Annotated in this window: 14 protein-coding genes; 4 read left to right on the top strand and 10 right to left on the bottom strand. The window is 63.3% G+C overall.

The genetic code is table 11. From position 1 onward, the window contains the following. Positions 1-16: 16 nt before the first annotated feature. The 7 genes from B5483_RS08740 to B5483_RS08710 form a co-directional block, all read right to left on the bottom strand. On the bottom strand, positions 17-652 hold the full coding sequence (locus B5483_RS08740) for a MarC family protein (protein ID WP_054945442.1): 636 nt from the start codon (positions 650-652) through the stop codon (positions 17-19). Between the two features lie 6 nt (positions 653-658). Next, on the bottom strand, positions 659-1,381 hold the full coding sequence (locus B5483_RS08735; protein WP_079730082.1) for a hypothetical protein: 723 nt from the start codon (positions 1,379-1,381) through the stop codon (positions 659-661). Continuing rightward, the gene (gene folD, locus B5483_RS08730) at positions 1,378-2,274 is read right to left on the bottom strand and encodes a bifunctional methylenetetrahydrofolate dehydrogenase/methenyltetrahydrofolate cyclohydrolase FolD (RefSeq protein ID WP_079730081.1); all 897 of its coding nucleotides are present in this window, start codon (positions 2,272-2,274) and stop codon (positions 1,378-1,380) included. Before folD ends, B5483_RS08735 begins: the two co-directional genes overlap by 4 nt. Then, positions 2,274-2,567, bottom strand: a complete 294-nt coding sequence (locus tag B5483_RS08725) for a YggT family protein (RefSeq protein WP_079730080.1) — start codon at positions 2,565-2,567, stop codon at positions 2,274-2,276. The genes folD and B5483_RS08725 overlap by 1 nt, the downstream gene beginning before the upstream one ends. A 105-nt stretch (positions 2,568-2,672) precedes the next feature. After that, positions 2,673-3,227: a hypothetical protein gene (locus tag B5483_RS08720; RefSeq protein ID WP_054945552.1), complete on the bottom strand. Its 555-nt coding sequence runs from the start codon at positions 3,225-3,227 to the stop codon at positions 2,673-2,675. Between the two features lie 46 nt (positions 3,228-3,273). Beyond that, positions 3,274-4,173: an acetylglutamate kinase gene (argB, locus tag B5483_RS08715; RefSeq protein ID WP_007012364.1), complete on the bottom strand. Its 900-nt coding sequence runs from the start codon at positions 4,171-4,173 to the stop codon at positions 3,274-3,276. Positions 4,174-4,183: 10 nt separating this feature from the next. Further along, a complete protein-coding gene (locus B5483_RS08710) occupies positions 4,184-4,864 on the bottom strand; it encodes a queuosine precursor transporter (protein WP_079730079.1) in 681 nt (226 codons plus the stop codon). Positions 4,865-4,968: 104 nt separating this feature from the next. On the opposite strand from B5483_RS08710, the gene B5483_RS08705 reads away from it, so the two are divergent. Both B5483_RS08705 and B5483_RS08700 read left to right on the top strand, forming a co-directional pair. Next, the gene (locus B5483_RS08705; protein WP_079730078.1) at positions 4,969-6,231 is read left to right on the top strand and encodes a NupC/NupG family nucleoside CNT transporter; all 1,263 of its coding nucleotides are present in this window, start codon (positions 4,969-4,971) and stop codon (positions 6,229-6,231) included. A gap of 121 nt (positions 6,232-6,352) precedes the next feature. Continuing rightward, positions 6,353-6,721, top strand: a complete 369-nt coding sequence (locus tag B5483_RS08700; RefSeq protein WP_079730077.1) for a DUF4870 family protein — start codon at positions 6,353-6,355, stop codon at positions 6,719-6,721. A gap of 447 nt (positions 6,722-7,168) precedes the next feature. On the opposite strand, the gene B5483_RS08695 is transcribed toward B5483_RS08700, so the two are convergent. Continuing rightward, positions 7,169-8,221 carry a ribonucleotide-diphosphate reductase subunit beta gene (locus tag B5483_RS08695; protein ID WP_054945435.1) on the bottom strand — a complete coding sequence of 351 codons (1,053 nt, stop codon included), beginning with the start codon at positions 8,219-8,221 and terminating at the stop codon, positions 7,169-7,171. 406 nt (positions 8,222-8,627) lie between these two features. Here B5483_RS08695 and B5483_RS08685 point away from each other — a divergent pair, with 406 nt between their 5' ends. Then, entirely contained in the window at positions 8,628-8,888 is a 261-nt protein-coding gene (locus tag B5483_RS08685) for a DUF2171 domain-containing protein (RefSeq protein WP_054945433.1), read from the top strand. Positions 8,889-8,891: 3 nt separating this feature from the next. On the opposite strand, the gene B5483_RS08680 is transcribed toward B5483_RS08685, so the two are convergent. Then, positions 8,892-9,284, bottom strand: coding sequence for a PepSY domain-containing protein (locus B5483_RS08680; RefSeq protein WP_054945432.1), 393 nt, complete (start codon positions 9,282-9,284; stop codon positions 8,892-8,894). 430 nt (positions 9,285-9,714) lie between these two features. Between B5483_RS08680 and B5483_RS08675 the strand changes: the two genes are divergently transcribed. Beyond that, the gene (locus tag B5483_RS08675) at positions 9,715-10,182 is read left to right on the top strand and encodes a hypothetical protein (protein WP_231634577.1); all 468 of its coding nucleotides are present in this window, start codon (positions 9,715-9,717) and stop codon (positions 10,180-10,182) included. Between the two features lie 142 nt (positions 10,183-10,324). On the opposite strand, the gene B5483_RS08670 is transcribed toward B5483_RS08675, so the two are convergent. After that, positions 10,325-12,403 (bottom strand): ribonucleoside-diphosphate reductase subunit alpha, encoded by a 2,079-nt coding sequence (locus B5483_RS08670; RefSeq protein WP_425435034.1) that lies wholly within the window; start codon positions 12,401-12,403, stop codon positions 10,325-10,327. Positions 12,404-12,963 lie beyond the last annotated feature (560 nt).

Here is a 12,963-nt window from a genome sequence, read left to right as displayed (position 1 = left end):
GGCTTGCCGCGGCGGCTCAGGCTGCCGCGGGGAAGCCCAGCACGGCGGTGACGCCATCGATCACGTATTGCGCCGCCAAGGCGGCCAGCAACACGCCAAGCAGGCGGGTAATCACCGCCTCCACCTTGTCGCCCAGCACCCGCATCAACGGCCCTGCCGCAGCGAGCGCGGCAAAGCTGAGCAAAAGGACGAGCAACATCGCGGCGAGCACGGCAAAGGTCTGCTCGATACCTTGAGCGCGCGCGGTCAGCAGCATGATCGTGGCTATCGATCCCGGCCCGGCGAGCATCGGCATCGCCATCGGGAAGACCGACACGTCCTCGACTTCCGGCGTCGCCATGATCTTCTCGGCCCGCTCCTCACGGCGCTGGGTGCGCTTTTCGAACACCATTTCGGTGGCGATCATGAACAGCATGATGCCGCCTGCAATGCGAAAGGCATTGAGTTCGATGTGCAGCGCACCGAGCAGCTTTTCGCCGAACAGCGCGAATATGACGAGAATGATCGCGGCGATGACGCAGGCTCGGGCCGCCATCGCGATGGCCTGCCGGCGCGTGGCATCGGCCGAGAGACCGGCATAGATCGGCGCGCAACCGGGCGGGTCGATGACGACGAACAGCGATACGAAAGCCGAAAGAAACAGCTCAAGCATGGTATTCTACCTGGCGTCCTCGGCACTGACTTTCAGGGAAAGCACAGGCTTCATCTCGCCATCCTTTCGCAATGACACGGTAAGGGTTCGGGCAAAGTCGGGTTCGACGTGGTAGGCCCAGGTCAGCGTGCCGTCTTCCGACGTGCCGCTGCCGTCCATGCCTGCGGCCTTGAGCGGAGCGCGGTCGCGGCCCTCTTCCTCGGGCTTGCCGCGAGAGGCCCCCGGCCATTGGCCGCGCCCCGGGCAGTCGGCCACGGAGGCGGATAGCATGAAGGGCTTGTCGAGCGGCTTGGCCAGCGGCGCGCCCTGATCGAGCACCCAGCGGTATTCGCCCTTCTTGTCCTGCTGCCAGATCGTCGTGAAGTATCCGGTCGTGCCGCCCGGCGCCTCGTAAGCCCCGCGGGTGACGCCAAGCGAGCCATCACAGCTCATCCAGACCTCGTACGGCTCCCACTGCAGGGGCTGCGCGGGATCGGAACGCCCGCCGAGCCAGGACTTCGCAAGGATCGGCTCCGGCACGAACATGATCGCGGATTCGTCCGAGGTCTTGCGGAAGGCAGTCCACTGCCCCTTGTCACGCGCGAGGCGATTGAAGGCGATCTCGGCAGCCACCAGCGCGCTCGGATTGGCGGTGCCGGGGCCGGGCCGGCGACGCGGCTCGGCCAGAGCCGGGGATGCAAGCACCCCGGCCAGCGCCAGCAGCGCAAGACCGAGCGCGGCAGGCTTCAAATCGCGTTCTCGTCCAGCACGATGCCGGCATTGCGATGCGCGGCAACCAAGGTGTTGCGCAGGAGAACCGCAATCGTCATCGGCCCGACGCCACCGGGTACCGGGGTGATCGCCCCGGCAACCTGCGAAGCCGAAACGAAGTCGACGTCGCCGACGAGCTTCGTCTTGCCTTCCTCGGCCGCGGGAACGCGATTGATGCCCACGTCGATCACCGTCGCACCGGGCTTGATCCAGTCACCCTTGACCATTTCCGGACGTCCCACGGCCGCCACGACGATGTCGGCGCGGCGCACGACCTCGGGAAGATCCTTGGTGCGGCTGTGCGCGACTGTCACCGTGCAGCTTTCCGCCGTGAGCAGCTGCGCCATCGGCTTGCCGACGATGTTGGAACGACCGATGACCACCGCATCGAGCCCCGAGAGCGAGCCGAGCCGGTCCTTGAGCAGCATCACGCAGCCCAGCGGCGTGCAGGGCACGAAGCCGGGCAGTCCGGTTGCCAGACGGCCGACATTGACGACGTGGAAGCCATCGACGTCCTTGTCCGGATTGATCGTGGCGATGACCTTCTGCTCGTTCATGTGCGAAGGCAGCGGTAGCTGGACGAGAATGCCGTCCACGGCCGGGTCGGCATTGAGCTTTTCGACCAGCGCCAACAGATCGGCCTCGCCGGTATCTGCTGCCAGCTTGTGTTCGAAGCTGTTCATGCCGCAGGCAACCGTCTGCTTGCCCTTGTTGCGCACGTAAACCTGGCTTGCCGGGTCCTCGCCGACGAGAACCACTGCAAGGCCGGCCTTGCGTCCGGCCCTGGCCTCGAACTGCGAGGCGAATTCGGCAACGCGGCCGCGCAAGCCCTCGGCAAAGGCCTTGCCGTCGATGATTGCTGCTTCGCTCATCAGCCGTAGGCCCTTGCAAGATTGCCGAGAATGATCTGGAGGATGGTGAGCCCGATAATCAGGATCATCGGCGAGAAATCGATCGCCCCGGTGCTCGGCATCAGGCGCCTGATCGGCCGCAACAGCGGTTCAAGCAGGGCATTGAGGGCCTGGTAGACCGACGCCACGAACTGGTTGTGCATGTTGACCACGTTGAAGGCGATCAACAGGCCCAGCACGAACTGCACGATCACCACGAACACGACGATGTTCACGAGGTAATCGATGATTTGATAAAGAGTGTAGAAGAGCAAGTCCTGCTCCCTTTCTTCTGGAACTGGCGCTGCGGCTGATAGCCGAGCAGGCGCGGGGGGAGCAAGGCCGCTGTCTGCAGCGGCCCGATGCCCGCCGACGAAAGTCTATTGCGGCAGGGTTGAAGTGCGCTCGATCCGCCAGTTGAGCTGCTCCTCGCTGGCTCCCGGCACATCGTTTACCCGGCGCAGTACGATCGTGCCGCGGCGCGAGGGGCGCCCATCGGCGAAGTCGACCACCATTGGCGCTTCATAATACAGCGAACCGGCCGCGCCCGAGGTATCGCCCTTGCCGACGGCGATCTTCGGTCCGGCATTGCCGCCGAACTCCGCTCCGAGCTTCTCGGGCGTCATCTGCGCATCGAGGCTCCAGGCGCGGGCCGCGTCGGCCCAGTCGCCGATGCGGATGGCATTGGTGTAGAAACGCAGCAGGCGTTCGGGATCGCGGCGCTCCTTCAGAGCCGCCATGTCGAGACCGGCGGCCAGACCGGCAGAAGCCGCCCCGGAGGCATCGGCGGAAGGCACTTCCTGAACCATGGCTCCTTCGCTTGGCTCGCCGCTGATGCTGGCGGAAGGCTCGGCCATCGGCGGCTCCCTGTCGCAGGCGGAGAGCAGCAGCACGCTCGCCGTGAGCGCGGTGGCAAAAGCGGCTTTGAGATGCATGGTTTCAGAGATGCCTTTCAGACCCTTGGTCCCCTTCGCAAAAATCCTAGCCTGCGCGGATGAGCGTGCCGGCACCTTCCTGCGTGAAAATTTCCAATAACATGGCATGCGATACCCGTCCGTCAAGGACAACGGCGGCTTCACACCCAGCTTCCACGGCATGGACGCAGGTTTCGAGCTTCGGGATCATCCCTCCCGAGATGGTGCCGTCCTTCTGCAGGCGGTCGATGTCGGCCGGGCGCAGGTCGGTCAACAGTTCGCCCTGCTTGTCGAGAACGCCGTGCACGTCAGTCAGCAGGAACAGGCGCGCCGCGCCCAGCGCCGCCGCGATCGAGCCCGCCATAGTATCGGCGTTGACGTTGTAGGTCTCGCCATTGGGGCCCGGCGCGATCGGCGCGATGACCGGGATCATGCCTGCTGCAGAAATCGATTCGATCACGCTGGTGTCGATCCTGTCGGGCTCGCCGACGAAGCCGAGATCGACCACGCGCTCGATATTGCTGTCCGGGTCCTTGCTGGTGCGCTGCACCTTTCGGGCCGTAACGAGACCGCCGTCCTTGCCGGACAGGCCCATCGCGCGACCGCCGGCCTTGGCGATCCAGCCCACGATCTCCTTGTTGATCGCACCCGAAAGGACCATTTCAGCCACTTCGGCAGTCGCCTTGTCGGTAACGCGCAGCCCGTCGACGAACTGGCTTTCCACCCCGACCTTCTTGAGCATAGCCCCGATCTGCGGGCCGCCACCGTGGACGACCACGGGATTGATGCCCACCGCCTTGAGCAGGACGACGTCTTCGGCGAAATCGTGCGCCAGTTCGGGATCGCCCATGGCATGGCCGCCATACTTCACGACGAACGTGCGACCTGCGTAACGCTGCAGGTAAGGCAGCGCGTCTACAAGCGTTTCGGCCTTGGCGAGGAGCGAGGGATCGTGGGGATTCGGCATGGGGTGCGCTTTAACGCGCCTGCGCGCGATTTGAAGCATTTTCGGCGTTTCCGTCCAGAAAACGGCCGAGTTTCACGACGATCCAGATCACGATCGGGACCACGACGGCCGAGAGCACGACCTTGGCAAGCGCCTGCCCGACCAAAATCCCGAAAATCTCACGCACGCCGTAGAACGAGATGGTGATGAAGATCATCGTGTCGACGATCTGCGAGAGCGCCGCGGCGATGAAGCCGCGCAAGCCCGCGAAGCGCCCGGTCGCGGCGCGTAGCCTGGAGAAAATCCAGATATTGAGTGTGAGCGAGACCGCATAGGCGCAGATCCCCGCCGCCATCATCCGGCCCGACTGCCCTAGGATGACCGGAAAGGCGGCCTTGGCCGGCTCGTACATACCCGGATCGGTCGGCAGTTGCAGCACGAAGAAGGTCAGCGCGATCGCCATGACCAGCGGCACCAGTCCGAAGCGCGCCAGCCGGTTCGCGGTGTCCTTGCCGTAGAGTTCGGCAATGCCGCTCGACGTCGCCACCAGGGTGAGGAAGGGAAAGATGCCCGCCTCCACCGCAAGCGGCCCGATCGACACCTGCTTGGCGCCCAGCACGCCGCCCAGTGTCACCATGCCGCCATAAATCAGCGAGAAGAGCATGAGGCCCGGCGGACAGTTGCGCGATTGCGGCGAGGACGGCGTAATCATGGGCGGATGATCTAACCGCTCGTCCTCGCAATTGCACTAGCCGCCGTTACCGCAGGACATTAGGTTTGCCGGGTTTTTTGCCCTCCTACGGAGAAATGCGCCGAATGCACGTTGCCTACAGCCTGATCGGCATTGCTCTCATCGTCGCTGTCGCATTCCTCCTCTCCACAGATCGAAAAGCCATCCGTCTGCGCGTGGTCGGCGCTGCCTTTGCGCTGCAGGCGGGCTTTGCCGCCCTCGTCCTTTACGTGCCCTTCGGCCGGTCGCTGCTGAATGGCGCATCGCGCGGCGTGAGCAACCTGCTCGGCTATGCCCATGCCGGGGTGGAGTTCCTGTTCGGCCCCCTCGCCCGGCCCGAGATCGGCGGCACCAGCTTTGCGATTTCGGCGCTGCCGGTCATCATCTTCTTCGCCTCGCTGATCTCGATCCTCTACTACCTGCGGATCATGCCGCTGGTGATCCGTTGGATCGGCGGCGCGCTGGAGAAAGTGACCGGGATCAGCAAGGTCGAGAGCCTGTGTGCGGCCTCCAACATCTTCGTCGGGCAGAGCGAGAGCCCACTGGTCATCCGCCCCTACATCGCCGGGCTGACGCCCTCGCAGCTGTTCTGCGTGATGACGGTGGGCCTGGCCGGTGTCGCCGGCACGATCCTGGCGGCCTACGCCAGCATGGGCATCCGCATCGACTATCTCGTGGCCGCCGCCTTCATGTCGGCGCCGGGCGGCATCTTCATGGCCAAGATGATCATGCCCGATCCGCGCAGCCTGACGCTTGCCCAGGAAGACGCCGCGCTCGAAGCCGCGGCCTGCGGCGCGCAGGCAGAAGTGCCGCATGACGAGGAACGCCCCGCCAATCTCATCATGGCCGCATCGCAAGGCGCACAGACCGGCGTGAAGCTGGCGGTCGCGGTCGGCGCGATGGTCCTTGCCTTCGTTGCCCTGATCGCGCTGGCCAATGGCGTGGTCGACTGGGCGGCTGGCCTGATGGGCTACCGGGACGTCACCTTCCAGTCGCTGCTGGGCTACCTGCTCGCGCCGGTCTTCTACCTGCTCGCCACGCCCGACTGGCACGAGGCAATCCAGGCAGGCAGCCTGTTCGGCACCAAGATCGTGCTCAACGAATTCGTCGCCTTCATCGACCTTGGCAGCGCGGCGGGCCTGTCCGCGCGCACTGTCGCCGTCGTCACTTTCGCGCTGTGCGGCTTTGCCAATTTCTCCTCGATCGCGATCCAGATGGCGGTGACCGGCGGTCTTGCCCCCAACCAGCGCCCGGTGATCGCGCGCCTGGGACTGCGCGCGCTGGCGGCGGGCAGCCTGTCCAACCTGATGAGCGCGGCGCTGGCCGGCCTGTTCCTCGGACTTGGCTGAGAAAAGGCGGGAAACCGGGCCTTCGCCGCCCTTACAACGTGCGCGAGCACCTCAAAATCAACGTCTTGCGCGTCACGGGTATTACAGGCAGCATTGCGGGCGGCCATCATGGAGGATTACCATGGATGAAATGAAGCCCACTCCGACGCCTGCAAATTCCGGCTTCGAATTCAATAATCCGACGATCATCAGCCTGCTTTATCTTGCCTCGTTCATGACCGGGGTGACGGCGATCATCGGCATCGTCCTTGCATTTGTGTGGCGCAACGAACCGAAAGCGGACTGGGAAGTTTCGCATTACCAGTACCTGATCAATACGTTCTGGATCGGACTGGCGGGCTCTGTCCTGGGCTTCATGCTCATGATCGTGCTGATCGGCTTCCTGATCCTGCCCGCCGTGGCCGTACTGGTGATCGTGCGCAGCGTGATGAGCCTTCTCAACGCGCAGAAACACGCGCCGATGCCCAATCCCTCGACGTGGCTGGCCTGATCCGGATCGACTGAAGAAAAAGGAGCGTCGCGACCAAGCCGTGACGCTCCGTCATGACGCTCCATTGCACTCCTGCGACAAGCGTTTCGCAAGGAGTGGCAGCGCCGCCCGGACGGGGATTCGCGCTGTCCGGGCGGCGCCTGGCCGGCTCTGGCGCCGGCTTTCACAGGCGCGTCCTCCGGCACGAGTCGCAGGAACTGGCTTGCCTTTTCCTGCCGAATTCGGCTGCACCCTTGTTCCGATGTTTCAACGCCCGGTACAATCCCAAGGTTGCAGGAATAGGGCACCAACGGCCCGGTAATTGCGACCCGTGTCTTTCATGTCACAGGCAGCGTGGCGATTTTGCACTGCAGCATGGCAGGCGCATGAGACAGCCGCGCTCGTCGCTGCCCCACCCACGAGATTTGGCGGCCCACCGACTTGTCGCAGCGGGCCGGCCTTGCCGGATTACTCCGCCGCTTGCGTACCACCGAACATGTCGGGTTCGCTGCCGTCGTCTAGTTCGTCGACGTCGTTGGCCTTGGCCTTGCGGCGCTGGTCGAAGTTCGTCCAGACATCGTTCCAGTTGCCCCGGGTCGCGCCCTTCGAATACTCGGTGGCGCGGGTTTCGAAGAAGTTGGCGTGCTCGACGCCGTTGAGCAGCGGCTGCAGCCAGGGCAGCGGGTGCTCGTCGATCAGGTAGATCGGCTTGAGGCCAAGCTGGCCGAGACGCCAGTCAGCGATGTAGCGGATGTACTTCTTGATGTCCTTGGCAGTCATGCCCGGAACCGGACCCAGTTCGAAGGCCAGGTCGATGAAGTTGTCTTCCAGCCGCACGGTGGTTTGGCACTGGTCGGCGATGTCTTCCTTCACCGCCTTGGTCAGACAGTCGCGCTCCTTGGTGAAGGCGTGGAACAGGCGGGTGATGCCCTCGCAGTGCAGCGATTCGTCGCGCACCGACCACGAGACGATCTGCCCCATGCCCTTCATCTTGTTGAAGCGCGGGAAGTTCATCAGCATCGCGAAGCTGGCGAAGAGCTGCACGCCTTCGGTAAAACCGCCGAACATGGCGAGCGTGCGGGCGATGTCCTCATCGCTGTCGACGCCGAAGCGCTGCAGGTAGTCGTGCTTGTCCTTGAGCTCGGCATATTCGAGGAACATGCCGTACTCGCTCTCGGGCATGCCGATGGTGTCGAGCAGGTGCGAGTAGGCCGCGATGTGCACCGTCTCCATGTTGGAGAAGGCGGTGAGCATCATCTTGATCTCGGTCGGCTTGAACACCCGCGCGTACTTGTCGTGGTAGCAGTCCTGCACCTCGACGTCGGCCTGGGTGAAGAAGCGGAAGATCTGCGTGAGCAGGTTACGCTCATGCTCCGACAGCTTCTGCGCCCAGTCCCGGCAGTCCTCGCCCAACGGCACTTCCTCGGGCAGCCAGTGCACCTGCTGCTGGAGCTTCCAGTAGTCGTAAGCCCAGGGATATTCGAAGGGCTTGTAGGTCTTGCGGGCTTCGAGAAGGGGCATGGGCGACTCACTCCGGGCATCGATTGATCATTGGCCCGGTCGATTCGGCCAGCCGGATCGGCGGCTCAGCAGGACTTTCCGGGTCGAAAACGCTTTCGCCCGCAGTGACATGACCCGAGCGAAGGACGGCACGATAACCAAAATCGTCCGCTATTGCAGATGGGTACATCGACATATTCACAGCGAAGTTTTCGTACATCTAGCGGCATGACGAATATGGGGACGCTAGCCCTAGTATTCCAGAGCCGATCCACCCCGCCCATGTGCGACGCGACTCGTGCTCGCTCCTCGGCTTTGCCCTTTGCGCGGCGCGCGGATGCACGGGCAGGAACCCCGAAGGCTCCCCGAACATTATCATGGTATAGCGGAGCCGGCTTTTCTGCCGCTACCCATCAGGAGAATTCCCGTGACACAGCCAAGACCTGAGGAAACCGCCTGGACGACGGTCGTGGGGACGATCCGCAAGGGCATGCGGGTAATCAATCCCGACGGCTCCTGCATCGGTATCGTGTCCGGCATGAAGGGAGAGGAGATCTTCCTCGAAGGGACATCGGACGATCGGGCGCAGGACTTCATCGTCATCACCCAGGTCGACGGCGTCGACGAGACGAGCGTCCTCCTGTCCGGGCGCGGGGATGCCACCTTCGGCCTTGGCAGCACCCCCTGAGCCTCACTTCCAGAACCAGCGCGGATTGAGCGAGCGGCTCTTCCGGTTGCGCCACATCTGCACGTAGAGCCACAGGCCCGAGATCGAGAAGAAGATCAGGGTCAGGCCGGAGAGCACCGAAATCAGCGTGCCGATCGGGCCGAAGCTTTCACCCGAGTGGAGGTGATGGAACAGGCCGGTCAGCGAACGGATCCCGCCGGCATCGCCGCGTGGCGGCATGCACCGCCAGCCTTCGGGGCATTCGAAGCCCACCGGCGGCGTGGCCGCAGCCTGCGCCGCGGCATCGGACGCGCCGCTCGGCCAGAGCACGGCAACCTGGCTCAGAACCCCGGTGACGGCGATCCAGAGCATGAAGACGCCAAAGAAAACGGAAAGCCATCGGTGCCATTTGCGCATTGTCGTATCTGTTCCTGAAACTGGTGTTGGGAGAGGAATTGTCGGACGGGATCCCATCGCATTCGGCCCGTCGATCTCAAGCCACAAATTGTCGCAAATGGTAAAAGTTGCACACTTCGCCGACATGTTCCGGCAATGCCGTTTCCCGTCGTGCACCTGCGACACGATTACTTGCATTGCGGGATCATAACTGACTGACGCAGGTCGGGAATTCGCCCCCACTGCACCGCGAACAGCGCCGATTTCTGCGCCGTTTCGGCATCGAAGCCGCAAAAGACGGCGGGGAAAACTCCACCACCGGCCGCCACTGCAGGCTATCGGCCACAGTCAAACGGCACTAAAGGACCTGTCAAAATCCCATGAAAATCGGGCGTCGCGTGCAAAAGTGGGTATCTGGAAGAAATTCGAACGATTTTTCAGGTGGTTGATCTTGCCGGTCATCCTCGACAGGGCCACGCGCCCTGGCGCGGCGCCGATCAATGCCGACCTGCTGCCCGTACCCGGCGGCGAGACGCGTTTCCTTTTCCTGCACGGCAAGGGTGAATTCCGCCACGAGATCGTGCGCACATCGCACTATCAGCCGGAACTGAAGGCGATCGCCGGCAATGGCGATGCCCTGCGCCGCAAACACGAATGCATTGCCACGCTCGACCTTGACGAGGATCACACGAACAGCCGGGGCGACGTCACGGTCACGATCGATGAAGTTGTGATCGGCTATTGCCCGCGCACCCTGACCACGCAGTTTCGCGAATGGCTCAAGCGCTGGCACCTCTCGCACGCGATGGTGAAGTGCAGCGCGGTGATCGTGACGGTCGTCGACCGCAGCGGCGGCAACGGGCCCAACTACCGGGTGAAGATCGACATCGAACTGCCGTTCCGCATGACCGTGGAGTAATCCGCGGCGGCGGGATGCACGGCCTGAACAGACCGCACCCACCTTTGCCAAAGCCCAAACGAAAACGGCCCCCGGATTTCCGGAGGCCGCTTCCGCTGGGTGTCTGTGTCGGGGTCGCTGATGAACGCCCCTGACAATCCCCTTACTGGCAGGCGAGGCACTCGTCGTAGTCGGTCGTCTCGCCGATCTCGAACTTGGGTGCCTCCTTGGTGTTGTCCGCTTCCACGCCGCCGGCGAAACCGGCACGCTGCACCGACTTCGAGCGCAGGTAGTAGAGCGACTTGATGCCCCTTTCCCACGCCTGGAAGTGCAGCATCATCAGGTCCCACTTGTCGACGTCGGCCGGGATGAACAGGTTCAGCGACTGGGCCTGGTCGATATAGGGCGTGCGGTCGGCCGCGAATTCGAGCAGCCAACGCTGGTCGATCTCGAAGCTGGTCTTGTAGATCGCCTTTTCCTCCGGCGAGAGGAAGTCGAGCTGCTGGACCGAACCGCCATGCTCGAGGATCGAGTTCCACACGTTGGCGGAGTCCTTCGACTTCGAGGCCAGCAGCTTCTGCAGGTAGGGGTTCTTCACCACGAAGGAGCCCGAGAGCGTCTTGTGGGTGTAGATGTTGGCCGGGATCGGCTCGATACAGGCCGAAGTGCCGCCGCAGATGATCGAGATCGACGCGGTCGGCGCGATCGCCATCTTGCAGCTGAAACGTTCCATCACGCCCTGGTCGGCCGCGTCCGGGCACGGACCGCGTTCCTTGGCGAGCATCATCGAAGCCTCGTTGGCCTTCTGGTTGATGTACTGGAACATCTGCAGGTTGAGCGCCTTGGCCATCGCACTTTCGAAGGCGATGCCTTTCTGCTGCAGGAACGAGTGGAAACCCATCACGCCCATGCCGACCGAACGTTCGCGCATGGCCGAGTACTTCGCGCGGGCCATCTCGTCCGGCGCGCGATCGATGTAGTCCTGCAGCACGTTGTCGAGGAAGCGCAGGACGTCTTCGACGAAGCGCTTTTCGCCCTTCCACTGGTCCCAGGTTTCCAGGTTGAGCGAGGACAGGCAGCACACCGCCGTACGGTCGTTGCCGAGGTGGTCGCGGCCCGTGGGCAGGGTGATTTCCGAGCAGAGGTTCGAGGTCGAGACCTTCAGGCCGAGATCGCGGTGATGCTTGGGCATCATGCGGTTCACGGTGTCGGAGAAGACGATGTAGGGCTCACCGGTGGCAAGGCGGGTCTCGACCAGCTTCTGGAACAGCGAGCGGGCATTGACCGAACCGCGCACCGAACCGTCGCGCGGGCTCTTGAGCTCGAATTCGCGACCGTCGCGCACGGCTTCCATGAACTCGTCGGTGAGCAGCACGCCGTGGTGCAGGTTGAGCGCCTTGCGGTTGAAGTCGCCCGAAGGCTTGCGGATCTCGAGGAACTCCTCGATCTCGGGGTGCGAGACATCGATGTAGCAAGCGGCCGAACCGCGGCGCAGCGAGCCCTGCGAGATCGCGAGGGTCAGCGAGTCCATCACGCGCACGAAGGGAATGATGCCGCTGGTCTTGCCATTGAGGCCGACCGGTTCGCCGATGCCGCGCACCGAACCCCAGTAAGTGCCGATGCCGCCGCCGCGCGAGGCGAGCCAGACGTTCTCATTCCAGGTCGCGACGATGCCCTCAAGGCTGTCGTCGACCGAATTCAGGTAGCACGAGATCGGCAGTCCGCGCCCGGTGCCGCCGTTCGACAGGACCGGGGTGGCAGGCATGAACCACAGCTTCGAAATGTAGTCGTAGAGACGCTGCGCATGTTCCTGGTCGTCGGCATAGGCATCCGCGACGCGCGCAAAGATGTCCTGATACCTCTCGCCGGGCAGCAGGTAGCGGTCGTCGAGCGTTTCCTTGCCGAAGTCGGTCAGAAGCGCATCGCGGCTTTCGTCCGTGACGATCGTGAAACGGCGGTCATGGATGGTCTTCGAATCGCTCTTGCGCGGCGCCTTCGCCGCGTCGACCAGATCTGCGGTGGCGATGTCGGTTTTTTCCATGGCGACTGCCGGGCCCTTGCCCGTCTCCTTGTTCTGTTTGCTCGCGTCCCGTGCCTCTACGGCACTGTCCGTATCCGAAGCCACCGCCCCGACATGTTCCACGTCAGCACTTTCCACGACCGCGTCGCTTTCGTTCCTGAAATCCACTTTTCGCCCCCGTGTCATCGCACTTGTCATCGAACTGCCCGAAAGCAGCTTCATCTCTTCCGCATCGGCCAGGCGGTACCGTCACGAGTCGGCGGGCATCTGCATCCCCGTCTACCAGATACGGTACAAAAAGAGAACGGAATTACCCGTTCCGCCTTGGTCCTTGAGGCTTCCGGTCGGCTTTCATACCGGGACTCGCCGCTTGGCGGATCAAGACCCACCAACTTGCGATCCCTCTAGGTATTGAGCCCCGGCCGCCGTCGCGACACAACCCATAGTGCCTGTTCTGAATTTCTCTGCAAGAGGGGCACCCCTGAAGCGAAGACTTTCCCACCGAACCGCTGGACAGCCCCGCCGCTCTCGCGACGCGTGGAAAGTCCTTCACCCGCGTCTCTGGCAAGTCCGAATGTCATGCCCGCACGGAAAAATTTTTCCCCAGTAATCTGACGACGAACGGAATCAGGAATACGACGAAACGAGTTCCCCTAAGCCCTGCCCGTGCCCCGATCTTGTCTGTCACCGCTTTCGCAGGCAAGCCGGGACACAATGCAACCGTCTTGTCTTTCAACGGTTATAAGGCCGCCTGACGCGAAAGCAGGCTGGCAGGAGGGAAC

Origin of the sequence: Novosphingobium mathurense, assembly GCF_900168325.1 — a bacterium.
Classification (GTDB): domain Bacteria; phylum Pseudomonadota; class Alphaproteobacteria; order Sphingomonadales; family Sphingomonadaceae; genus Novosphingobium; species Novosphingobium mathurense.
The sequence above is the reverse complement of the archived record's forward strand: the minus strand, read 5'-3'. Positions and strand labels throughout refer to the sequence as shown.

Bases quoted from the DNA above. Each gene is read 5' to 3' on its own strand.
- B5483_RS08740 (WP_054945442.1), bottom strand. From the start codon at position 652: ATGCTTGAGCTGTTTCTTTCGGCTTTCGTATCGCTGTTCGTCGTCATC.
- folD (WP_079730081.1), bottom strand. From the start codon at position 2,274: ATGAGCGAAGCAGCAATCATCGACGGCAAGGCCTTTGCCGAGGGCTTG.
- B5483_RS08720 (WP_054945552.1), bottom strand. From the start codon at position 3,227: ATGCATCTCAAAGCCGCTTTTGCCACCGCGCTCACGGCGAGCGTGCTG.
- argB (WP_007012364.1), bottom strand. From the start codon at position 4,173: ATGCCGAATCCCCACGATCCCTCGCTCCTCGCCAAGGCCGAAACGCTT.
- B5483_RS08710 (WP_079730079.1), bottom strand. From the start codon at position 4,864: ATGATTACGCCGTCCTCGCCGCAATCGCGCAACTGTCCGCCGGGCCTC.
- B5483_RS08705 (WP_079730078.1), top strand. From the start codon at position 4,969: ATGCACGTTGCCTACAGCCTGATCGGCATTGCTCTCATCGTCGCTGTC.
- B5483_RS08700 (WP_079730077.1), top strand. From the start codon at position 6,353: ATGGATGAAATGAAGCCCACTCCGACGCCTGCAAATTCCGGCTTCGAA.
- B5483_RS08695 (WP_054945435.1), bottom strand. From the start codon at position 8,221: ATGCCCCTTCTCGAAGCCCGCAAGACCTACAAGCCCTTCGAATATCCC.
- B5483_RS08680 (WP_054945432.1), bottom strand. From the start codon at position 9,284: ATGCGCAAATGGCACCGATGGCTTTCCGTTTTCTTTGGCGTCTTCATG.
- B5483_RS08670 (WP_425435034.1), bottom strand. From the start codon at position 12,403: ATGAAGCTGCTTTCGGGCAGTTCGATGACAAGTGCGATGACACGGGGG.